Origin of the sequence: Rossellomorea arthrocnemi (genome assembly GCF_904424705.1) — a bacterium.
GTDB lineage: Bacteria > Bacillota > Bacilli > Bacillales > Bacillaceae_B > Rossellomorea > Rossellomorea arthrocnemi.
Window position 1 is genome coordinate 1 of sequence record NZ_CAJGBF010000035.1, and the last position, 21,475, is coordinate 21,475.

Sequence of the window (21,475 nt, forward strand, 5' to 3'; positions counted from 1 at the left end):
TAATTCCAAAAAATAATAATAGTTTAAAGGTAGAAGAAGATTCACCAGTTATGATGAATGGGATGTATAGGAAAATAATAATTTCCAAAATTTATTGATTATTGTTATTCAGCTAACGGGGGCAATAGCTGAAGATCGGCTAATCCAACCACTATTGCCCTTGTTCAAATATTGGGCATAAAAAAGTTTGTGAAAGGATTAGTCTTATGAAAAGTAAGAAAAACAGTAAATGCAATATAATTCAGTGGATTGCTTATGCATGCAATAGTAATGCTTACGCTTTTTTAAAATTAGGGTTATTAATATCAGGAATATCCCAGAATTCAGCTTACAGTACACTTGATATAATCTCCTGGACAGGCCTTGGCTTAGGAGTTATCTTATTGCTGATTTCCTACTTGTATCCAAAGAACGCCTAAAAAACACCACACATAGTTCAATTAAGAGAGCTTATCTTGTATACAATAAGCTCAGTTCCTTTTGGTGTGAAAATAGATTGAGTGATTCAGTAGAATTCGAAAAAATGGGTATTGAGTTATTGGGCAGGATACCTGAAGACTCAGTTTCGAAGATAACTTCATCAAATACTTGACTTAGGCAATTGTTTATATGACAATATCAAATAAATAGGAGGGGTTTTGATGTCAACCAATACTTTAGAAGATCGAATTAATGCTATTAGGCGTTTCAATCGTTTTATAACTAGACAAATTGGGGTGCTGCGTGAAGGGCTGTTACACACTCCCTATTCACCCACAGAAGCTCGTATCATTTTTGAACTTGCAAACAATGAAACATTGACTGCTTCAGAATTGATAAATGATTTAGGACTTGATGCAGGCTATCTTAGCCGAATGATAACAAGCCTTGAAGGCAAGGGGATAGTCGAGAAGACTCGTTCCAAGTCGGATGGTCGTCAACGACTTCTTCATCTTACATCTGAAGGTCAGAGTGCTTTTGAATTGCTAGATAAGCGTTCTCGTGATGAAGTAACTGACATGCTTGATGACCTTGAAGAAAAGGATCAACAACGTTTATTTAAGGCTATGCAGACCATAGAGGATATTTTTAGTGAAGGTCTTAAGTATTCCCAGCCATATGTATTGCGCCCTCATGAACCGGGAGATATGGGATGGATTACACATCGTCATGGGGTTATCTATGCAGAAGAATATGGATGGGATGAGCAGTTTGAAGCCTTGGTTGCACAAATTGGTTCAGATTTTCTGAGAAACTATAATCCCAAAAAAGAACGGTGTTGGATTGCAGAGATGGACGGTGAAATCGTCGGTTCCGTCTTTGTGACACAGGATAGTGAAAAGGTTGCAAGAATGCGGCTGCTACTGGTCGAACCGAAAGCAAGGGGGCTTGGCCTCGGAACTCGTCTTGTAGAAGAATGTATTCGCTTTTCTAAGCGAAACGGGTATGAGAAGCTTGTTCTTTGGACCAACAGTGTCTTAGAAGCGGCACGTCACTCCTATAAGAAATTAGGATTTGAATTGGTTGAAGAGGAGAAACATCACAGCTTTGGCCATGACTTAGTGGGAGAGACTTGGGAGAAATCATTGTGAAAAAGAAGTAGGTTCAGAGATCGAGGGGACCTATTATCGATATGGAGACAAGGAGATAGGTTCAGAAGTTAAGTGAACAAGAGTAATTGACCGGTTACGGAGCATGGGCGAAGCATAGGGACGGTTCTTGTGCTTTCTTTTAATCAAATAGGAAGCACAAGAACCGTCCCCGTGCTTCTTTTAACCATTTTTTTAGTCCTCTATTTCCCACTCTGGATTCCACACGACTTCCCACAAATGTCCGTCTAAATCCAGGAAGTGACCAGAATATCCTCCCCAAAATGTATCTTTGGCAGGATCGGTGATTTTTGCCCCGGCTTTTTCTGCTTCCAGCATTACCTGATCCACTTCCGCTTTACTGCTTACATTATGTCCGATTGTGAATTCAGAGGGACTTCTGGGAGAGAGAGGGACATTTGCTTCTTTCGCTAAACTTTTTCGTTCCCAGATAGCCAGTTTAAATCTATTTTTCAGATCGAAAAAGGCCACTGCTCCATTCTCAAATTCCTGACCCAATATCCCTTCAGTTGGGAGATTTAGACCGTTAGTATAAAATTCCAGAGCCCTATCCAAATTGTCTACTCCGAGAGTTAGTACTGTTATTCTTGGTTTCATAGTCATTTTCCTCCTTGTCTACTGTCTGCTGCTTCTCTAGAATACCTTTTTTAAAGAGACCGAACTTGTAAAAAACGGACAAAATTACATTCTGGTTGGAAAAACAATCCTCGGGACCAGTCCATAAAATTGTTTGAATTCATTGTTAAAGTGAGCTTGATCGTAATATCCGTATTTTAGAGCTACTTCCATAAGACTGGGATTTTGAACGGAAAGAAGTTCTTTCAAAATACTCTGGAAGCGAATAATACGTGAGAATTCTTTAGGCGAGACACCTAATTCATCCCTGAATACCCTTCTTATCGTTCGTTCACTGAAGCTGACCTTTTGGGCTAATGCTTGAATGGAGTTCATTCCGTGAGCCGAGAAAATATAATGAAGGGATGTCTGGAGTATATCTGGACTTCTGTGATTACCCCATAATCTCAATAGGTGAATTAGTTTTGTTTCAACCATTTTCAGTCTATCAAGAATTCCTCGCGCTTCTTGAATTTCCTCGGTAAATAGTAAACCTGCTATTCCCCAAACATCTTCAAGATAGACATGTTCATCAATGAATTTTTGTACAGGATAGTGTAGAAAATGCTGTGCGTGATTCGCAAATAAGCGAATGCCAAAAAAATGTTGCTCATTCGTAAAGTTCAACGTCTCAAAACGGGTCATGAGGCCTGTAATGAAAGCTCCTTTTGAAGGTGAGGAAGCAGTTAAGTCAACTATAATATCTACACATCCATCCGGTAAGATCCTATGCGGTTCCCTGGTGTCTGAAGCATGATAATCCAGGCTCCAATAACAAGCTACATAGGGACTTAGGGCATGGTTGGGGGTGTATTCCTGATAGTTACTTCCGTTTGAATGTAAGAATGAAGGGGATTGTATTGGCAGGAATGGAATCATGACGCCACCTCGATTAAACTTGAATAGTTCATACTCATATCTAGTTTAACCAATTCAGTGAGAGAATTCATTAGAATTGAGTGACAGGAAGGAAAGTTGAAAGAAAGCTTCGAGGAATAATTGCCTGGAGCTTTCTTTCAAGCTTATGGCTTGCTTGGGACTTTGGTGGCTTTAACCTCGAGGATATTTTAGTGAAGGTCTTAAGTATTCCCAACCATATGTATTGCGCCCTCATGAACCGGGATATATGGGATGGATTATACACCGTCATGGGGTTATCTATGCAGAAGAATATGGATGGGATGAGCGGTTTGTTGAAGCATTGGTTGCACAAATTGGTTCAGATTTTCTGAGAAACTATAATCCAAAAAAAGAACGGTGTTGGATTGCAGAGATGGACGGTGAAATCGTCGGTTCCGTCTTTGTGACACAGGATAGTGAAAGGCTGCAATACTACGGCCGCTTCTGGTCGAATCGAAAGCGAGGGGCTTTGGTTTGAATTAGGGACGCTTTTGCCGCTTCCTTTTAATCAAAAAGGAAGCACAAGAACCGTCCCCGTGCTTCGCTATGCGAGAAAGTCGAGAACCCGCTTGATCACAAGCTTTGTTGCGTCAGCATCGTAAGAAGGTATGCTGCTGTCGGTGAAGAGATGTTCCTTGCCCTCATACAGAAAGAGTTCAGCGTGATTTGCCGCCTCCACAAGTTCACGGGCCGCATTGATGTCACCGTCTTCAACGAAGAAAGGATCTGCACTCATGGCGTGAATTTGCACAGGCAAGTCGACCGGCCACTGAGATTCGAACTCCGAGGTCGGGAGGCAGGCATGAAAAAACAGTGCGCCTCTAGCGCCTTCTCGAGTTTGGGCGAGCTGCTGTGCTGCCGGGACACCTAGTGAAAAACCAGCATAGACGACATCGTGTGAAAGGTCGCCGGCTGCCCGAACGCCCCGCGCCGTCACTTCTTCAAAGCCAATTTCCTTAACAAATCCCAAGCCCTCTTCCAGCGAAGAAAATATGCGTCCATCAAATAAATCCGGCACGTGCACAATATGCCCCGCATCTCTCAGTTGATCGGCGATTGCTTCAATCCCCTTCGTTCTACCTAAAACATGGTGTAACAACAATACTTCTGCCATCATTCTTTCCCCCAATTTCATTCATCTAATGTATAAGTTTCGACAAAAAATCTGCTTGACCTGCCAGAACTTCAACTTTTTCGACAAGTTCTAGTTTTGAAAGAAAAAATCGAAAAGGTAATCCCCTGCTTTTCAGTATCCTAATTATTTTTTCCAGGACTGCCACCAATGTTTTTTTTCAGCAGATTCCTTTTTGTTACTTATAGTGCTCGAGTGTTTCAAGAGCTCCCTTGGTTAAATTCATAACTATGATTAAAGTGGAATAAGTAAAAGATATTCTTATTTAAATTATTTATAGAATAATATTTATTCTGCGATCTAATAGAAGAAGATTAATAACCTACTAGGAATATATAGTAATTTTTGTAAAAAGTTCAGATAATTGCTATTATTTAATATGTTGTATCTTAGACATTTATTATCGCTGTCAATAATTCTTACGAGAGTACAAATGACTTTAGATTTTGAACGCCCAATTCTAGATTTAAAACTAAAATAACTGACGATGAACATTAGTATTATGACATGACATAAATAAAAATTTATGGAGGAATAGTTATGTGGGTAATATTAGGGGTTACTGCAATAGTAATAACATTTATAAATCTTTATATGTATGCAGCAGGAAAGGACTATAAGCTCGCGATGGCGTTAGGATTATCATTTACAGCCTTAACACTTTGTTCAGAATACAGTTTTGTATCGGAGTGGGTAAAAAGGGAAGATTGGTCAGCTTTAGGGGAAGTACCTAATGTTGAAACGGCATTATGGTGTTTGACAATTGTTTCTATCTTACTAAATATAGCACCCGTACTTTTAGAGCGTAAAGGTAAGAAGTAATGACTTATTGAGATATCATTTAATATAATATGCAATTAATGTGTACGTCTTTATGTATAACTAACAGGGCCATAACATAGATTGGGCAATTGTTTACAGGTTATTGTCTGATTCGATTATTGGACAGGTAAGTGGAATAAGCGTTGATAAGTGATTACGTGCCTAATTTGCATAATAGGGAGGGCGATTGGATGATTTTGCATACTGAAGTAAATGGAGAAGGGGAACCTATTGTTTTTCTACATACTGGGTTACAAACTGGAAATAATGATTTTGTGAAACAAAGAGAGGTTCTTCAAAAAAGTAGAAAAGTAATAGTGCCAGATTTAAGAGGACATGGAAAGTCAGTAAGTGTTGATTTTAGCAACTATTTTGAAGATGCTGCAGAGGATTTGAAAGAGACAATAGATCATTTACATATTGACAAAATTCATTTAGTTGGGTGCTCGCTAGGAGGACTAGTAGGTTTAATATTTGCAAAGAAATATCCTAGCAAAATATTTAGCTTAACTTTGTCTGGAATCACTGCTGATAGACCGAGCGATTGGAAGGAAATGCATTCTCAAGAGGTTCAATTCCAAAAAGAATTATTGGAGAATGATGAAGTGACTAGTCAATTAGATCTGATGCACGAATCTGATTGGAAAGAGTTTATTTATATGGCTAGAGATGAAGATTGGTATCCTTTTGATTATACTTCTGACTTAGATAATATTAGTGCTCCAATCTTATATATGGTGGGCGAAGGGAATAAAGCAGAAGTGGCTTCTGCTTCAAGATACCAAAGAAAACATAATAATTTGCATGTGTGTGTCATTCCATTCGCCTCGCATTTAGTTCATGAACAAAAACCAGATATGTACACTGATGTACTAGTAGAATTTTTAAGTGAAATACAAAATAAGAATTAGTCGAACTTCCGTTATAGGGGCAATAACGGAGATCAATTAGCTGATCTCCGTTAGACTCCCGTCTTCCATCATGGGGAGTTTAGTTGAAGATGTATACTTAAATAAATCTGAATTATTTTAAGGAGACTTTATAGTTTGAATGCGAAATGTATTAAATTCTACGAATTCGGCCATAAATCCTTCTGACTTAATACCAATTAGAGGGGCATATTCACATCGAATTTCGTTGCCGAATATTCCTGGTTATGAGGGAGTTGGTATTGTGGAGGAAGTAGGGCCTTTAGTTTCTAAAGATTTTATTGGGAAACGTGTTTTACCTCTGCGTGGGGAAGGCACTTGGCAAGAACTTGTAAAGGCATCAGCAGATTTTGCAGTTCCAATACCAGATTCCATTGATCATTTTACTGCTTCACAAATGTATATTAATCCAATTACAGCGTGGGTGACTTGTACGGAAGTTTTACAATTAGGACCCAATGATGTTTTGTTGGTTAATGCTTGCGGTTCTTCTATTGGGCATATTTTTGCCCAATTATCGAAGGTATTAGGTTTTCGATTGATTGCAGTCACTCGAAACAATAAATATACAGATGACTTACTACATCTTGGTGCGTCTTATGTTATCGATACTTCTAAAGTACCGCTCTATAAAACAGTTATGGAGTTTACAAATGGAATTGGCGCGGATGCTGCTATTGACTCTGTTGGAGGTTCCTCTGGAAACGACTTGGCTTTTTGTGTACAGCCTAATGGCCAATTTTTATCCATCGGTCTTTTATCAGGGATACAAGTAAACTGGGCAGATATTATAAATAAAGCTAAAGTGAATGCGAATATGTTTCATTTGCGGAATTGGAATGAAAATGTCTCCACAAATAAATGGCATGAAACCTTTAGTCGCTTGATAAGGCTATTAGATGAGAAAAAATTGCATTTTAAGAAGGTGGATTCTATGTACGACTTACTGGATATAAAAACGGCTATTGATGTTGTTGAATCTTCCAATAAGAACAATGGGAAAGTGTTTTTAACAAGCTAGGATTTTTTTGTTCCACTAACTAGCCTATGTATATCGTGAATATGAAGTTGTATCGGGCAGAGATGTAATGAAAAATTGGAGTTTTTTAAGTATCTTCAGGTAATGGAATCTGCGCACAAAATTTTATAAAGATGTTAATTCTCAATAAGGGAGCTATTCTCAAATAAGTAAGGGGAACCTTTTAAGACAAAGGTTCTCTTTTTTTATTCGTAAACAACTTAAAGGCTTGTAGAATGTTCAATGGGAAAGTTACCAACAAAAGAATGGTTATACATATCAATATAATTATTATAAAAATTAATAAATATTTATTGTAAATCAATAAAATTTGTATTAAAATCAAAATCAGAACAAATAAATGAGGTGTTTTTATGGGAAATGTGACAACGTTGTTTTTGAAAATAGCCGTACTTTTTTTAGGAATCCCAGTTTTGGCTCTGTGCATCTTTTTGGTGCCTGAGTTGGCGAACCTTTCAGTAACTTTACTTCCAGAGTTTACAGTAATAAAATATTTTGTTTTCACCGTTTTTGATGCATCAGCAATACCTTTTTATTTTGCTTTGTATCAGGCGTTTAAACTCCTGCGCTACATTGACAAAAATAAAGCTTTCTCTGATTTATCTGTAAAAGCTTTAAAGAAAATCAAATATTGTGCAATCACAATCAGTATTTTGCATCTACTAGTTTTGCCGCTCTTTTATATTTTTGCTGAAGTAGACGACGCCCCGGGAGTGATCCTGGCCGGATTGGTTGTTCCGTTTGCTTCGATGGTTATCTCAGTGTTTGCGGCAGTTCTCCAGAAACTTTTAAAAGAAGCAATTGATATAAAATCAGAAAATGATTTAACGGTCTGAGGTGAATAACAATGGCAATTATTATCAATATTGATGTGATGTTAGCAAAAAGGAAAATGAGCGTAACGGAGCTTTCGGGAAGGGTTGGGATTACAATGGCGAACCTTTCTATATTGAAAAATGGAAAGGCGAAAGCGGTTCGATTATCCACCTTAGAGGCAATTTGTAAGGCTTTAGAGTGTCAGCCAGGGGATATTTTAGAATACAAAAGTGACGAAGATCATTAAACATTATAGAGGAAATAACCATTAGTAGGGGAGGTATTACGTTGGAATTTAACAATTCAATTATTGAAAACATTGCTAACCCCCATGAACTGGAGAGAATCTATAGAAAAGACCCAAAAGCTTTTAAACATTCATTCTTACAGGCATGGGAACAAAACCCTGATTCTCAGGTACTTGGCGTTTGGTATGAAAGATTGCATTTCAAGGAGGCAGCAAATCCGGAGAAATCTTCCAAGAGCCAAAAGGATTTTATATTCATGGGCATTTTAGCCATTATGGCAGGGATATTTACCAGGATCATTTTCCATTTTGTCGAACAGGAAGTGATTGCTCCAATAAACCTGGCATTTGGTATAATTCCTTTTATTGCTACCTATTTTGTGTACAAAAATCCTCCGGAAAAAAGGGTTATTTATTCCCTTGTAGCGTTGTTCCTCCTTGCCGGGGTTTATCTTAATATGCTGCCTTTAAGTGATAAAGACAGTATTATCCTTGCTTATTTACACATTCCCATATTCTTATGGGTCGTGTTGGGGCTTGCATTTACAGGAGATGAGTATTCAAAAGGCAGTACTAGATTAGCCTATATCAAATTTAATTTGGAATATGGTATTCTCTACGCCAGCATGGCTGTGAGTGGAATGGTACTGGCAGCATTAACCATGCAGTTATTCAGCTTTATCGGCTTGGATATAGAGGAATTTTATTTTAGTAATGTCGTTTTATTTGGTGCATCCGCTCTCGCTATTGTGGCTGCATACCTGGTATCAATGAATCTGAAACTGGCTAAAAATATTACACCCTATATCGCTAAAATTTTTAGCCCTCTTGTCCTGGTGACATTGCTGGTCTATCTAATTGCGGTTATATGGCTCGGAAAAAATCCATTCTTGGACCGTAATTTCCTGATAGCCTTTAACGGAATCCTTCTTGGCGTATTGGTCGTTACCATATTTTCCATTACCGAAAGCGACTCAGATGAGAAAAAAACCATTTCAGACTATATCAATTTTACCCTGATTGTTCTTGCCCTTATCATTGACAGTGTGGCATTGTCAGCGATCGTGTTCAGACTTTCTTCTTATGGGATTACACCAAACAGACTTGCTGTTTTAGGTGTTAACATCCTTATCTGGGCAAATTTAATTTGGATTATGTTCTCCTATTTGCGTTTTCTACAAAACAAATCAGGACCTTCATCTATCCAGGATTCCGTCACTAAGTATTTGCCGGTCTACGGGCTTTGGGCAGCTTTTGTGATATTTACTTTTCCTTTACTTTTTAATTAGGAAGGCTCTGATAATGGAACGGTAAGCAAATCTTTACAATTCTAAAAAAAGAGGATGTTCCATTTCGAGTTACAAACCATTACTTCGTTTGTTAAACAGTATCAAGTTCCACGGGACTTCCAATTTACCCCGGACAGCGTAATCATATGAAAATAATCAAACAGAAATGTCTTATAATGCGATAGGCGGAGGATGGGACATAACAAAATCGATCAAATCTAAATACGAACAATTCATAGATTTCCGTGCAAGACTTCGCTTTCCTCGGGTGGAAGGCGAGCCTCCCTCGTTTCTGACGTTCCTGCGGGGTCTCACCTATCCCGCTTTTCCCGCAGGAGTCTTCGTCTTGCACTCCAATCAACAGCTAGAACCAGCTATATACACCAAGTATGCTTACTACAAAAAATAAAAATCCGAGCGATTTCGATTTTCATAATAGAATTTCGAATGATCGTTCGGATTTTTCTTTGACTAAAACACTTTTGTCACAGCCTAAAAGAAACGGTAAAATTGGCTTATTTGGTTTATGTCAACAAACCTGTTGTAAGCCCATTTTATAAAGAAGATAAAGGAAATAGTACAAATCCATACTCTAAATTGAGATGTTTAAAATTTGTCTATTCAATTAATAATTACTATAGATGAATAAACTCATTCACGTCAGGGGCGGTTGCTATATAGGCAATCGTTTTTTTCTTAATTAAAAGTAGATTTTTGGAGAGAATAGCGTATAAATATTTCAAGTGAAAAGAGGCAATTTAATGAAACTTATTTCTAGTTTGTTGCTCATTTTATCTTTCAGTATGGTTTCCTCCTCTATTGGTTTGGCTAAAGAAATTAAGTATAACCACAATAGCATGACCATAGATGAAGTAAAGAAAGAGGTAAACTTTAATGTTCTTGTTCCGGAAAAGATACCTGAAGATTGGAGCTTGGAAATAAAAACATATGATTATAAGGACAAAAATATAAGAGACATTACGTTACATTATATGGATTCAAATGATGAATTTTTAATGCTGGGAATAAATGAAAGAAAGGTTTCCAAAATAGAGATTAGGCAATTGGAAGAAGAGATTTCAAATGAAATTAAAATAAATGTAAATGATGTGAAAGCATATTATAAAGAATGGGCAAACAGTGGGAAAAAATTAAATGGAAATAGAATAGATGGTGGTCTTATAACTTGGATACAAGGCGATACATATGTGGAAATGGACAGTTCTATTTTATCTAAGGATGAGATGGTTGAGATTGCAAGATCGGTAAGGTGAAAGCCTGTATTTTCCCCTAAAAGGAGAAAGATCTTATTAAAGCTCACTAGAAAATAAAATGAGTCATTATATCGATAGAAGAATAGAACGACAGTATCGGCTTTTTGAAACTACATGAAAATGATGTCATTCAAGAAATAAGGTTCGCAAATATTCCAATAGTAGAGGATTTACAAGCTACTATATGACATGCCCGAAAACTCAATGGGGTTATTTGTTTGGAAGGAATTTGTACCTTTTTAATAGAATAATTAGGAAGATGATTAGATGAAAATTTTCACACTTAAGGAGATAAAACGATGGAAAAAAACAAATTACTTAGGATGGACAATGTCGGCATCGTTGTGGAGTCCCTTGATGACGCGATCTCTTTCTTTGAGGAGATTGGTTTGAACCTCGAAGGGCGAGCCACTGTGGAAGGGGAATGGGCTGGCAGCGTAACCGGCTTGGGTTCTCAGTGCGTAGAGATTGCGATGATGGTTACCCCAGATGGCCACAGCCGCATTGAACTTTCGCGATTTCTCACTCCTTCTACTATATCAGATCACCGGACTGCCCCTGTAAATGCCCTCGGGTATCTACGCGTTATGTTCACCGTTGAAGACATTGACGAATTGGTATCAAGACTCACTAAGCATCATGGTGCTCAGCTTGTTGGAGAAGTGGTTCAGTACGAGGACTCGTATCGTCTCTGCTACATTCGTGGAACCGAAGGACTTCTAATTGGTTTGGCGGAACAACTCGGTAACAAGTAAATAAGTGACGTTTTATAAAAAGCCTATTCTGAAATATAATGACTGAAAACACACATCAAAGACACACTTACAACATTAATATCACTTATTCAGGTGGAAATTCTTAATCACCTCGTCTTTATAGGGGCGATAGCCAAAGATCAGCTAATTGATCCGGCTATTGCCCCTTCTTCAATTTTCAGAGAAAAATAAGAGTTGAAATACTATACTTTTGGGAAGATAATTCTTTTTTAAAACGGGTGGTAGGAAGCAAAAGAACCGTCCCCATGCTTCCGATAATAACAAAATAGTATTTAAATTCTGATTATTTATGTATATAATAGTCTTTATACTATTTTAAGGGGGTAAAGCGGTGAAGCGACATATCAAAATTTTATTTTATTTATTTCTTGCATCCATTTTATTTCTTTCTGCTTGTTCAGGTGGGAGCCAATCAAATAGCAGTGCGGATGGTGAGAAAAAGCTTTCAGAGGATGAGAAATCTGGAGGAACGCTTATATATGGTAGAGGGGCAGACTCCATCAGTCTTGATCCTATTAACGTAACGGATGGTGAGTCTATCAGGGTAACACACAATATTTTTGAAACGTTGTTTGAATATGACCATAACCTTGAACTTCAACCAAAGCTTGCAACAGACTATGAAACTAGTGAAGATGGTTTAACGTGGACGTTCTCGCTTCGAGAAGGTGTAAAGTTTCATGACGGAACGGATTTTAACGCTGAAGCAGTAGTATTTAACTTTGAACGGTGGATGGATCCCAATAACCCTTTCCATAAAGGGGATTTTGTCTATTATCCATTTTTATATGGAGGGTTTAAAGGGGATGAAAACCATTTAATTGAAAGTGTGAGCGCTATTGATGAATACACACTTGAAATTAAACTCAAAAGAAAGACTGCACCGTTTCTTAGTTACTTAGCCATTTCTATGTTCGGAATTGCAAGTCCTGCCGCTATCAAAAAGTACGGAGATAAAATAAATGAACATCCGGTCGGTACAGGTCCTTTTACGTTTAAAGAATGGACACGAAATAATTCTATCACTCTGGCGAAAAATCCTGATTACTGGATGGAAGGAAAACCGTATTTAGATCAAGTAGTATTTCAGGTAATACCAGAAAATTCTTCTCGATTAGCAGCTCTGCAAAGTGGTGAAATAGATATTTTAGATGGATTGAACCCGAGTGATACGACGATGGTGAAATCAACGGATGGACTCGAATTACTTAAACGTCCCAGCTTTAACATCGGTTATATGGCGTTCAATATGGAAAAGGAACCGTTTAACAATCCAAAAGTGAGAAAGGCGATAAATATGGCCATCAATAAAAAGGAAATAATAGATGCCTTTTATAATGGTTTAGCCGATGTTGCTACAAGTCCTCTTCCACCATCATTATGGGGACATCATGAGGGGTTGAAAAAGTATGAGTACAATGTAGAAGAAGCCAAAAAACTACTGGCTGAAGCAGGCTTTAAAGATGGTTTTAAAACCAAGTTATTTACAATGAGTAACCCAAGACCTTATCTGCCTCAACCCTTGAAAATCGCTGAAAGCATTCAATCTGATTTAGCGAAGGTTGGGATCGAAGCTGAAATTGCTACATACGAATGGGCAACATATCTTGAGAGAACAAGTGCAGGTGAGCATGATATGGCCCTATTCGGCTGGACAGGAGTGATGGCGGACCCTGACAATTTCTTATATCCTAATCTAAGTAAAACAAACGCGGAAAAACCCGCCAATAATCGCGCGTTCTATAAGAGTGACAAATTTACTCAACTAATTACAGAAGCACGTGAAACACTGGACAAAGAGAAGCGTATTGAACTTTATAAAGAGGCTCAGGAGGTATTCCAAAATGATGCACCTTGGGCAATGCTTTCTTATACGACCACCCCTCTTGCTGAAGCTGATTATGTGGAAGGGTACAAACCCCATCCAATGAGTAATGATTTACTGACAGATATCTATTTAACAAACAAATAGTTTTAGCTTTGGAGGGAATGAGGAATGTACCAACTGTTGAAAGAATTATGTGAGAAAGTGGGCCCAAGTGGGTTCGAACAAGACATACAACGCTTTATTATTGAAAAAATAAAGGATAATGCTGATGAATACCATGTAGATTCGTTAGGAAATGTGATTGCGAAAGTGGCTGCAACAAACCATGATTATCCTTCTATTTTATTTGCTGCTCATTCAGATGAAATTGGCTTTATCGTAAAAAAAATCGAGGCAAATGGAACCCTGCGTTTTGAAAAAGTGGGTGGTTTCGATGATCGAATTCTTCTTGCTCAGCCTGTTGTTATTAAGTCAAGAAAAGGTTATTTACATGGTGTTATAGGGACCTTATCCACCCACTATGTAAAATGGGATGATCCAAAAAGGATTGATTCCCACAGAGAACTCTATATTGATATCGGAGCTAGTTCAGCAGAAGATGCGAAAGAAATGGGGATTGATGTCGGGCAACCAATCTCCTATGGATCGGAACTAAAATTGATCGGCAGTGATAAACAGCCAAGGGTAGTTGGAAAAGCACTTGACGATCGTGCAGGAAGTGCATTGTTAATCAAGTTTTTACAGGATATAAAGATTTCTGAACGTGAACACGGTGATCTATATTTTGCTTTTACTGTTCAAGAAGAAGTCGGGTTGCGGGGAGCCTCTATTTTGACTCCGTCCATTAAACCAGATTACGCCATTGCCATCGATACTACACCAACAAGTGATACGTATGATGTATTGATGACAGGAACGAGAGTATTGGGAGATGGCCCCTGTATTAAAATCGCAGATAAATCCCTCATTTCGCATCCGGTAGTGTCAGAGCATCTAAAGAATACGGCAGCTCAAGCTAGCATTCCGTATCAATTAGAAGTATTTATGGGAATTGGAACAGATGGGGGTGCAATCCATATGACATCAACGGGGGTTTCAACGGGAGTTGTTTCCATCCCCTCTCGCTACACGCACAGCCCTGTAGAAATTGTGGATCTATTGGACATGGAAAACAGCTTAAAGTTAATAAAAGAGTTTACCTATACTGCAAATGAAATAGCTGGTAAGAGTTTTATAGATACCTTTTAATTAACAACCGTACGTCAGCTACAAGAAAGCGGGCACCTGGAGCGAAAATCAACCACTACACGCTTCTTCAAAGTCAACAATGTTTACGAGAACACCCTTGCGAAAAAAGGATAGATCGTTTAAAAACAAAGTTCTAATTTAATAGAGATTGAATTATTTTTATAATGAATGTTGGAATGTTGAAAATCCTGTTGTATCAAAAACAACAGGATTTATTCTTGTTTAGGAAACGGACCAAGATTTATAACAAAAGAATAAGCTTCTATTATTCATTCTTTTCCGAGTCCTGTGAATCATTATGTTGAACTTCAACTAAATCAGTACAATACTTCATATATAAGGAGATCGCATTTAATTGCTTGGCCAAGTAAATATCATTATTTTTTTGTGTGATAGAATAATGCTTTTTTATATTGGCCAGATTGTCATCCTGGGTTCCATCTATGATTTTTTTTATTTCCTCTATGTAGTAAACAGTCTTTCTTAAGAGGGAAATAATAATCGTTTTTCTCACTTCGCTCTCTTCATAGTAGCGATACCCATTAGAATGATCCCTAACTCCTTTTATTAAATTTCTTGACTCCCAATATCGAATAGTAGACGTCTCAACATTGGAGAATTTTGCAAGTTCTCCTATACGCATTTTGGAAGCTTTTATAGGTTTGCTTGGCAAAGCTATAAGAAATTCCTTATGCCGCTTTAATTGTTCTTTTTCTTCTACTAATTTTTTTTGCTCCCCGGCAATGATCCAATGTGCTTCGATAAAGTCTAATCTATTTGCTAATTTCATTAACTTATATGCAACAGGTATTTCGAATCCCTTAAGGAGTTTTCGAATCGTTAGAAATGCAGTCAAATGAATTTCTTCATATCTCCTCTGGTTACCTTCTGTATAATTCACGGGTGGAATTAGATTATTTTTTTCATATCTTTTTAAAGTAGTATTGCTTACCCCAACAAGCTCTGTCATTTTCTTCACAGTATAAATCATTCTTTACACAACCTTAAAGTAAAAGTTTAAAGTCCTTAGTTCACTTTATTTTATCATAATCTACTTGTAGAGGGATTCTATTGTTTGAAAATGGAGTATTGCTTCAAACTGATATGCTAAATATGGAGGTGGAAAAATGAACATTCAAATCCGCAATGCATATGAAAAGAACCTGAAAAATATTGAAGTAGAAATACCAAGGAATCAACTGACAGTCATCACAGGGCTTTCAGGTTCGGGAAAAACTACATTACTAAAAGATACTTTGTACATGGAGGCCCAAAGACAGTATTTAGAGGCAATGAACTATCAAGGTATTCAAAAGCCAAAGGTAGACGAAATCACCAATTTGTCTCCAGCTATCATGATTGATCAAGAGGATAGGAATGATAATCCCCGTTCAACTCTTGGGACACAAACAGATATATATACAGATTTAAGAATGATATTTGAAAAACTGCATGATAGACAGTGTCCGAATTGTAGGAAAGAAATCTCTGCAAGTGATTCGATTGAAGAAATAGAAAAGAGTAATGGGAAATTTACAGTGTATATGATTTGTCCGGAATGCAACGATCGATTTGAAAAATTAACAAGGACCCACTTTTCTTTTAATACAAAAGAAGGTGCTTGCCCAACATGCAATGGTCTTGGAATGTCACTGGCTATTCAAAGCAATTTGTATCAGAAGGATAGGACCATTATTGATGGTGGTGTAAGGATTTGGGCAAAAAACTATGCAGAATATCAACTGAAAGCTTTTATCGCACTTCTGAATTATTTGAAAATAGAGATGCATGAAAATCTGCCTTTAAGGGATTTTACAGATGAACAATTTGAAATACTAAAAAATGGAATACATTCAGAGATGATTTCTGAGGGGAAGAGGAAAAATTTACCCACGAAAGTATCAGAAGGAAAATATGAGGGAGTGGAGCCAAAAATATGGCAAAAGATTGCTGATAAAAAATCTATTCCCCAAAATTTAAAAGAATTCGTTAAAGAAGGAATATGTCCAGATTGCCAGGGTGAAAAACTAAATGAGTTGAGTAGGTCTGCAACCGTTTTTAATCAAAGCTTACCTGTTATTGAAACATGGGAGTTACAACATTTATTAACATGGATTGAACAAATTGATAATAGTATGAATCATAAAAAAAGAGCGTTAGTAAAGGATTATTTGCTGGATGTATCAACTAAGATTGAGCGTATTTCCCAAGTGGGATTAGACTACTTATCACTCAATCGGCCATACTTGACACTTTCAGGGGGTGAAGCGCAACGGTTAAAATTAGCAGCCATTCTTGATTCTCGAATGACAGAACTCATAATCATTTTAGATGAGCCGACGATTGGGTTGCATCCTTCTGATACAGACGGATTACTCTCAATGATTCAAAAAATCAAGGCGCGTGGTAACACGGTTATCACCATCGAACATGATGGGGAATTTATGAAACATGCAGATCATATCATTGAAATTGGTCCCCAGTCGGGTGAATATGGTGGTGAATTAGTTGCTGCTGGAACTTACGATGACCTTCTTAATCATCCATATTCGTTGCTCTTTAGGTCTCACCAAAACAAATATGAACAAACGAGTTATCAACGGCAAACAAGCCATAAAGCAATACATTTAATAGATGCCGATAGCAACAACCTGAAAAACATCTCTACAACATTGCCTGCCAACTGTTTATCTGTCATCACAGGGGTTTCGGGATCCGGTAAATCCAGCTTGCTGTTTGGTGAGATATCATCCACAGGTTTGAATAATAGTGATAAAATCCAGTGGCTAAACAAGTTTGAAGATCTAGTGATTATTAACCAAAAACGACCAAACAGAAATAAACGTTCTGTTATCGCAACCTATATGAATGTTTTTGATGACATTCGCTCTCTTTTTACGAAAGTGGCAAAGAGAAAAAACGTTGATTTTTCTTCATCTGATTTTTCGTTTAATACTGGAAATGGGAGATGTTCAAATTGTTTGGGCTTAGGTGTGGTTGAAAGTAATCAGCTGTTTTTTGAAAATATTGAACTTCCTTGTCCTATATGCCATGGAAATAGGTATACTGATCGCTTGCTTGAAATAAGAATGGATGGCCATTCGATTGCTGATGTGTTGAATTTCTCCATTAACGAAGCCATTGATTTCTTTGAAAGACATAGTTTAGATTCTACCCCCTTAACACTTTTGGGGAAAACCAATCTTGATTATATTACACTGGGTCAGTCGACTGATACATTGTCTGGAGGAGAAATGCAGCGATTAAGCCTTGCCAGTGTGATTTCACGAAAAAAAGGGAATAACCACTTATTTATCATGGATGAGCCAACTACTGGGATGCATAAAATTGATATATATCATTTTATGGAATTAATACAGAACCTTGTTGACAAGGGGAATACCTTCTTTTTTATTGAACATAATCTTGATGTGATTAGACAAGCAGATTATGTAGTAGAACTGGGTCCTGGTGGTGGTGACCAAGGAGGAAATATAGTCTTTAGTGGAAATATTTCTGATTTTATTCATGCTGATACTAAAACGTCAAACTATTTATAAAGTCTTTTTCTGCCGATTAACAGGGAAAATCAGAAACATTTAATGAATGGCTTTCGTCTAATTAAGTATCAATAAAAAGGAGTGGAGGAATGAAAAAAGGGTGGATTTCAATGATCGGCGGGGTAATTTTAGGCTTAATCATCTCCTTCTTTACACTTGAATATGATGGTTGGAAAATCATCCATCATGATAGAGAGGGAGAGGTTTTTCAAGTTACAAATGAGATTGACTTTAACCTTATAACGAATTCATTCCTTATTATTGTCGCATCGGGAGTCGCAATCTATATAGCATTGACACTTATAGGGAAGTTTTTAAACAATAAAAAAACGTAGTGGATTGTATTGTACTTCTTCAAAATATAATGAACCATAACTAAAGATCGTAAAGCTGTTCTTAGGCTTTTTCTTTATTCAACTATTGGGCAAGGTTGTGAATGCTTAGTTTGCTTAAACGAAAAGTGAATATTTATTTAAGGACAATCATAAACCTCTTATGATAAGAGGTGATTCGAATGCAAAAATACAAGCAGTATGCTGTATTTATTTTATTTTTGTTTTATCTTTTTTGGTTGATGGTAATGAGCTTTGTAGGGATTGGAACTCGCCATTTGAGGGCTAATAACTATGAAGGGATAAATAATAATTTTATTCCATTTCATACAGTGATTAGTTATGTATTTGAAATAGACCACTATAACTTTGATACTTGGTTCTACAATACTATTGGGGTAGTTATTATATTTATGCCATTAGGGTTTTTACTCCCAAAAGTTTTCTCTAACTTTAATACATTAAAAAGCGTATTATATTTTTCACTAGTGATGAGTATGAGTATAGAAATTGTTCAGTTTCTAACTAGATTAGGAGTATTAGATGTAGATGATGTTATCTTAAACCTGGCTGGGGCAGCCATAGGATATCTGATCTCTAAACTAATCTAATATAATATTGGTTCCCATTCAACAGGGGCTTATCTTGAATAGGATAAGCCCCTCTTCATGTGGAATAAAAGATTGAGTTCTATGTAGTAGTTTGAAATAATTGGAACTAAGTTAAAGGGGAGTTTGCTGATCTTCAATTACCGGAAAAAGTTATCAGAATGATTAGGGTGATTTTAGTCTAAAAAGTTAAGTGTTTATTGAAGAATAGGGATTTTAGAGGATTGATGTATATTAGGTGTCCTGTACTTAAGGAGGAGGTAGCCATTTGAATTTAACAAAGAAGAATGGAATAGAATTTCTTGATTTCATTAGAATGCCTGAAGAAAATATGTTCCATTATCAGCCATTAGCTGGTTCCTTTGCGGTAATGAAATGTGAAGGTAAATTTCTTATGTGTTATAACGTGTGGCGGAAACAATGGAAATTGCCGGCTGGACGTAGAGAAGGTGATGAAACTCCTAAGGAATGTGCAATTAGGGAGGCATTTGAGGAAACTGGACAAATCGTCTTGGAACGCAGAAAAAAAGAACTGTACTATGAAGTCAGTTCAATTAATAAGTATTTTAGTTTTTAAGAGGGGAAATGACATGGTTATAAAAAAATCTTTCCCATTTAGCCAACAAACCTTTTCCATTTTCACCACGTTGTATGTTCATTTCGTGGTTCTCATGAAATTCTGCTATTCGTTTATTATGTTCTTTTTGCCAATGATGGAGAGCAACTTGTTTCATTTTTATTCTCCTCTCGTTTGATACATTAATTATATAACTCTGGTTGAAAATTACAAAGTAAATTTACCCACAAAAATTGACATGAAGATGTTAAATGGAAAGGAGAACATTTTGCAATGAGAATGGAAGTGCGATCATTGAAATTGAACCTGTAAGATACAGAACCACTATGTGTAATACGATTTATATTGTGTACTTTATGTTCAACGGGCGGATATGTTATCTAAGGAAAAAGGATTGCTTAAAATTACTTAATTTGAAATAATTGGAATTGTTGGTGTGCACATAAAAGAAGACATAAATAAAAGTTTACATTTTAAGTAGAAACCGGAATAAATTATAGAGGGGGAAGGTTATGAAGAAAGGGTTAATATTTTTAGGGATGTTGATATTAACAGGATTTGGAACCATCTTTCTAATTCGATTCCTGCGAGATGGAGACTTTTACTATGTCGAATTTGTCACGAGTATTATTGGGCTGATTATGATTTGCGTAGGGATATTTCTAAAAATGGGTTCTAATTCAACAAACGATTCTTATTAAATTATCGGACTGTTTGTTGAAAACAAGAGTTATCTCTTTCTTTAAAGAGGGAGGTTAATGAAGCAGAGGAACTTTTCCTTTCTATTTCGTATGTTAAGTGAGCGTTCGTAAGATACATAATATTTTGTTAAGAAATAATCCTCTAATCATTTATATACCAATCATTGAATTTGAGAAAAAATACATTTAAAGTAACGGGGCATTAGCTGAAGATCAGCAAGAGAAGGTCTCCAGCTATTTCTTTCTTCCGTTAAAGAGAAAGGTTAATTAAATAATCTTTATTACATAAACCGGTAGGATTACTGAACAAAGGAAGGAATTGAAACAGGGAGATATGGGCGTATTTAAAAAGATAGTTACTCTCCTAAATAGACTCAAGCAAGTGTTTTATTATTATGACGATGAAGATTTTTCGACTTTTGAGAAAGAGTATATTGATAACATAAAAAAAGCAAATCCTTATGGACTTTTTGTGTTAATCTTTGGTGGAATTTCATTCGCATTTGGACCTCAACATGTCATTTTTCCTTTAGTAACTTTGACAGTCGCTATACTTACAATTGGGACATTTGATCAAGATAAAGAAGACAATCCTTGGACATTTATCTTGGGATCTCTTCTATCTCTCATAGGATTATATATGTATATTGTTGGAGCAGTTCATACTCTAAAATTATAAAAATTATTCTTTTTGAATTTCGTTTATTTCATCAAAAGGTTATTAAACAAATATCTCTTTTTTCTAGGCATTAAATGAAGTTCAACCCTATCAATGGTGCAAAGTAAATAAAAATTAGAATTTAGACTTATCCTTTAAAGGAGGAGTTTGCTGAACAAGTAACTCCCCTACATTGTTCAGTAACAGAATTAGCAAGATGCTAAAGGAAAGTTCATATATTTAAGTTGGATAAAGATTGGAGGTTGGTATAGTGAGAAAAAATGTCTTCTTGCTTGGTTCAATTTTTAACATTTTCCTATTTGTTATCACTATATTTCAAATAAGCCGGCCGAAAATTGGTCCCATTGGCAGTGGAGAGATGTCTACATTCTCTTGGATTTTAATCTTTTTTCCACTGGTATTGGGAATGATCTTTCTTCTGTTGTTTATTGCATTGTCCACAGGAAAAAAGAACACCAAAGACATTGATATATAATAGTAAAATCTAAACTTAGTAGTTTGCTGTATTAGGAAT

At 36.6% G+C, this 21,475-nt stretch carries 21 protein-coding genes and 2 pseudogenes; 17 read left to right on the forward strand and 6 right to left on the reverse strand.

Going from position 1 to position 21,475, the window contains the following annotated elements; genetic code table 11:
- Positions 1-641: 641 nt before the first annotated feature.
- A complete protein-coding gene (locus tag BAA9072_RS22925; RefSeq protein ID WP_201716881.1) occupies positions 642-1,571 on the forward strand; it encodes a bifunctional helix-turn-helix transcriptional regulator/GNAT family N-acetyltransferase in 930 nt (309 codons plus the stop codon).
- A 192-nt stretch (positions 1,572-1,763) separates the two neighbouring features.
- Here the strand turns inward: BAA9072_RS22925 and BAA9072_RS22930 are convergent, their stop codons facing one another.
- Positions 1,764-2,186, reverse strand: coding sequence for a VOC family protein (locus BAA9072_RS22930; RefSeq protein WP_201716882.1), 423 nt, complete (start codon positions 2,184-2,186; stop codon positions 1,764-1,766).
- Between the two features lie 84 nt (positions 2,187-2,270).
- Positions 2,271-3,083 carry an AraC family transcriptional regulator gene (locus BAA9072_RS22935; RefSeq protein WP_201716883.1) on the reverse strand — a complete coding sequence of 271 codons (813 nt, stop codon included), beginning with the start codon at positions 3,081-3,083 and terminating at the stop codon, positions 2,271-2,273.
- A gap of 247 nt (positions 3,084-3,330) precedes the next feature.
- Here BAA9072_RS22935 and BAA9072_RS22940 point away from each other — a divergent pair, with 247 nt between their 5' ends.
- Positions 3,331-3,582, forward strand: coding sequence for a hypothetical protein (locus BAA9072_RS22940; RefSeq protein WP_201716884.1), 252 nt, complete (start codon positions 3,331-3,333; stop codon positions 3,580-3,582).
- 66 nt (positions 3,583-3,648) lie between these two features.
- Here BAA9072_RS22940 and BAA9072_RS22945 read toward each other — a convergent pair whose 3' ends face one another.
- Positions 3,649-4,221, reverse strand: a complete 573-nt coding sequence (locus BAA9072_RS22945; protein ID WP_230980980.1) for a dienelactone hydrolase family protein — start codon at positions 4,219-4,221, stop codon at positions 3,649-3,651.
- A gap of 555 nt (positions 4,222-4,776) precedes the next feature.
- On the opposite strand from BAA9072_RS22945, the gene BAA9072_RS22950 reads away from it, so the two are divergent.
- The 6 genes and pseudogenes from BAA9072_RS22950 (at position 4,777) to BAA9072_RS22975 (ending at position 9,378) form a co-directional block, all read left to right on the forward strand.
- Positions 4,777-5,058: a hypothetical protein gene (locus tag BAA9072_RS22950; RefSeq protein ID WP_201716885.1), complete on the forward strand. Its 282-nt coding sequence runs from the start codon at positions 4,777-4,779 to the stop codon at positions 5,056-5,058.
- A 191-nt stretch (positions 5,059-5,249) separates the two neighbouring features.
- On the forward strand, positions 5,250-5,969 hold the full coding sequence (locus tag BAA9072_RS22955) for an alpha/beta fold hydrolase (RefSeq protein ID WP_201716886.1): 720 nt from the start codon (positions 5,250-5,252) through the stop codon (positions 5,967-5,969).
- Between the two features lie 172 nt (positions 5,970-6,141).
- Positions 6,142-7,008, forward strand: a pseudogene (locus tag BAA9072_RS22960) (zinc-dependent alcohol dehydrogenase family protein); the annotation flags it as partial.
- A 371-nt stretch (positions 7,009-7,379) separates the two neighbouring features.
- Positions 7,380-7,862 (forward strand): DUF2975 domain-containing protein, encoded by a 483-nt coding sequence (locus BAA9072_RS22965; protein ID WP_201716888.1) that lies wholly within the window; start codon positions 7,380-7,382, stop codon positions 7,860-7,862.
- Positions 7,863-7,873: 11 nt separating this feature from the next.
- On the forward strand, positions 7,874-8,089 hold the full coding sequence (locus BAA9072_RS22970) for a helix-turn-helix domain-containing protein (RefSeq protein WP_201716889.1): 216 nt from the start codon (positions 7,874-7,876) through the stop codon (positions 8,087-8,089).
- 41 nt (positions 8,090-8,130) lie between these two features.
- Entirely contained in the window at positions 8,131-9,378 is a 1,248-nt protein-coding gene (locus BAA9072_RS22975; RefSeq protein WP_201716890.1) for a DUF4153 domain-containing protein, read from the forward strand.
- A 171-nt stretch (positions 9,379-9,549) separates the two neighbouring features.
- Here BAA9072_RS22975 and BAA9072_RS24385 read toward each other — a convergent pair.
- A pseudogene (locus BAA9072_RS24385) lies at positions 9,550-9,739 on the reverse strand (hypothetical protein).
- Positions 9,740-10,139: 400 nt separating this feature from the next.
- Between BAA9072_RS24385 and BAA9072_RS22980 the strand changes: the two are divergent.
- The 4 genes from BAA9072_RS22980 (at position 10,140) to BAA9072_RS22995 (ending at position 14,504) form a co-directional block, all read left to right on the forward strand.
- Positions 10,140-10,652, forward strand: coding sequence for a DUF4367 domain-containing protein (locus BAA9072_RS22980; protein ID WP_201716891.1), 513 nt, complete (start codon positions 10,140-10,142; stop codon positions 10,650-10,652).
- A 299-nt stretch (positions 10,653-10,951) separates the two neighbouring features.
- On the forward strand, positions 10,952-11,407 hold the full coding sequence (locus tag BAA9072_RS22985) for a VOC family protein (RefSeq protein WP_201716892.1): 456 nt from the start codon (positions 10,952-10,954) through the stop codon (positions 11,405-11,407).
- A gap of 352 nt (positions 11,408-11,759) precedes the next feature.
- Complete coding sequence (locus BAA9072_RS22990) at positions 11,760-13,400, forward strand: ABC transporter substrate-binding protein (protein ID WP_201716893.1); 1,641 nt, start codon at positions 11,760-11,762, stop codon at positions 13,398-13,400.
- A gap of 24 nt (positions 13,401-13,424) precedes the next feature.
- On the forward strand, positions 13,425-14,504 hold the full coding sequence (locus BAA9072_RS22995; protein ID WP_201716894.1) for a M42 family metallopeptidase: 1,080 nt from the start codon (positions 13,425-13,427) through the stop codon (positions 14,502-14,504).
- Positions 14,505-14,769: 265 nt separating this feature from the next.
- Here the strand turns inward: BAA9072_RS22995 and BAA9072_RS23000 are convergent, their stop codons facing one another.
- On the reverse strand, positions 14,770-15,495 hold the full coding sequence (locus BAA9072_RS23000) for a MerR family transcriptional regulator (RefSeq protein WP_201716895.1): 726 nt from the start codon (positions 15,493-15,495) through the stop codon (positions 14,770-14,772).
- Between the two features lie 136 nt (positions 15,496-15,631).
- On the opposite strand from BAA9072_RS23000, the gene BAA9072_RS23005 reads away from it, so the two are divergent.
- From BAA9072_RS23005 to BAA9072_RS23020, 4 genes are all read left to right on the forward strand, one after another.
- Positions 15,632-18,064 (forward strand): ATP-binding cassette domain-containing protein, encoded by a 2,433-nt coding sequence (locus tag BAA9072_RS23005; RefSeq protein WP_201716896.1) that lies wholly within the window; start codon positions 15,632-15,634, stop codon positions 18,062-18,064.
- An 89-nt stretch (positions 18,065-18,153) separates the two neighbouring features.
- Positions 18,154-18,399: a hypothetical protein gene (locus tag BAA9072_RS23010; RefSeq protein ID WP_201716897.1), complete on the forward strand. Its 246-nt coding sequence runs from the start codon at positions 18,154-18,156 to the stop codon at positions 18,397-18,399.
- Between the two features lie 179 nt (positions 18,400-18,578).
- Positions 18,579-19,007 carry a VanZ family protein gene (locus tag BAA9072_RS23015; protein ID WP_201716898.1) on the forward strand — a complete coding sequence of 143 codons (429 nt, stop codon included), beginning with the start codon at positions 18,579-18,581 and terminating at the stop codon, positions 19,005-19,007.
- Positions 19,008-19,272: 265 nt separating this feature from the next.
- Positions 19,273-19,581: an NUDIX hydrolase gene (locus BAA9072_RS23020; RefSeq protein ID WP_201716899.1), complete on the forward strand. Its 309-nt coding sequence runs from the start codon at positions 19,273-19,275 to the stop codon at positions 19,579-19,581.
- On the opposite strand, the gene BAA9072_RS23025 is transcribed toward BAA9072_RS23020, so the two are convergent.
- The gene (locus BAA9072_RS23025) at positions 19,571-19,738 is read right to left on the reverse strand and encodes a hypothetical protein (protein WP_201716900.1); all 168 of its coding nucleotides are present in this window, start codon (positions 19,736-19,738) and stop codon (positions 19,571-19,573) included. The genes BAA9072_RS23020 and BAA9072_RS23025 overlap by 11 nt on opposite strands.
- 863 nt (positions 19,739-20,601) lie before the next feature.
- Between BAA9072_RS23025 and BAA9072_RS23030 the strand changes: the two genes are divergently transcribed.
- Positions 20,602-20,961: a cell division protein FtsK gene (locus tag BAA9072_RS23030; protein ID WP_230980981.1), complete on the forward strand. Its 360-nt coding sequence runs from the start codon at positions 20,602-20,604 to the stop codon at positions 20,959-20,961.
- The last annotated feature ends 514 nt before the right edge of the window (positions 20,962-21,475 follow it).

Bases quoted from the DNA above. Each gene is read 5' to 3' on its own strand.
- BAA9072_RS22925 (WP_201716881.1), top strand. From the start codon at position 642: ATGTCAACCAATACTTTAGAAGATCGAATTAATGCTATTAGGCGTTTC.
- BAA9072_RS22930 (WP_201716882.1), bottom strand. From the start codon at position 2,186: ATGAAACCAAGAATAACAGTACTAACTCTCGGAGTAGACAATTTGGAT.
- BAA9072_RS22935 (WP_201716883.1), bottom strand. From the start codon at position 3,083: ATGATTCCATTCCTGCCAATACAATCCCCTTCATTCTTACATTCAAAC.
- BAA9072_RS22940 (WP_201716884.1), top strand. From the start codon at position 3,331: ATGGGATGGATTATACACCGTCATGGGGTTATCTATGCAGAAGAATAT.
- BAA9072_RS22945 (WP_230980980.1), bottom strand. From the start codon at position 4,221: ATGATGGCAGAAGTATTGTTGTTACACCATGTTTTAGGTAGAACGAAG.
- BAA9072_RS22950 (WP_201716885.1), top strand. From the start codon at position 4,777: ATGTGGGTAATATTAGGGGTTACTGCAATAGTAATAACATTTATAAAT.
- BAA9072_RS22955 (WP_201716886.1), top strand. From the start codon at position 5,250: ATGATTTTGCATACTGAAGTAAATGGAGAAGGGGAACCTATTGTTTTT.
- BAA9072_RS22965 (WP_201716888.1), top strand. From the start codon at position 7,380: ATGGGAAATGTGACAACGTTGTTTTTGAAAATAGCCGTACTTTTTTTA.
- BAA9072_RS22970 (WP_201716889.1), top strand. From the start codon at position 7,874: ATGGCAATTATTATCAATATTGATGTGATGTTAGCAAAAAGGAAAATG.
- BAA9072_RS22980 (WP_201716891.1), top strand. From the start codon at position 10,140: ATGAAACTTATTTCTAGTTTGTTGCTCATTTTATCTTTCAGTATGGTT.
- BAA9072_RS22985 (WP_201716892.1), top strand. From the start codon at position 10,952: ATGGAAAAAAACAAATTACTTAGGATGGACAATGTCGGCATCGTTGTG.
- BAA9072_RS22995 (WP_201716894.1), top strand. From the start codon at position 13,425: ATGTACCAACTGTTGAAAGAATTATGTGAGAAAGTGGGCCCAAGTGGG.
- BAA9072_RS23000 (WP_201716895.1), bottom strand. From the start codon at position 15,495: ATGATTTATACTGTGAAGAAAATGACAGAGCTTGTTGGGGTAAGCAAT.
- BAA9072_RS23005 (WP_201716896.1), top strand. From the start codon at position 15,632: ATGAACATTCAAATCCGCAATGCATATGAAAAGAACCTGAAAAATATT.
- BAA9072_RS23010 (WP_201716897.1), top strand. From the start codon at position 18,154: ATGAAAAAAGGGTGGATTTCAATGATCGGCGGGGTAATTTTAGGCTTA.
- BAA9072_RS23015 (WP_201716898.1), top strand. From the start codon at position 18,579: ATGCAAAAATACAAGCAGTATGCTGTATTTATTTTATTTTTGTTTTAT.
- BAA9072_RS23025 (WP_201716900.1), bottom strand. From the start codon at position 19,738: ATGAAACAAGTTGCTCTCCATCATTGGCAAAAAGAACATAATAAACGA.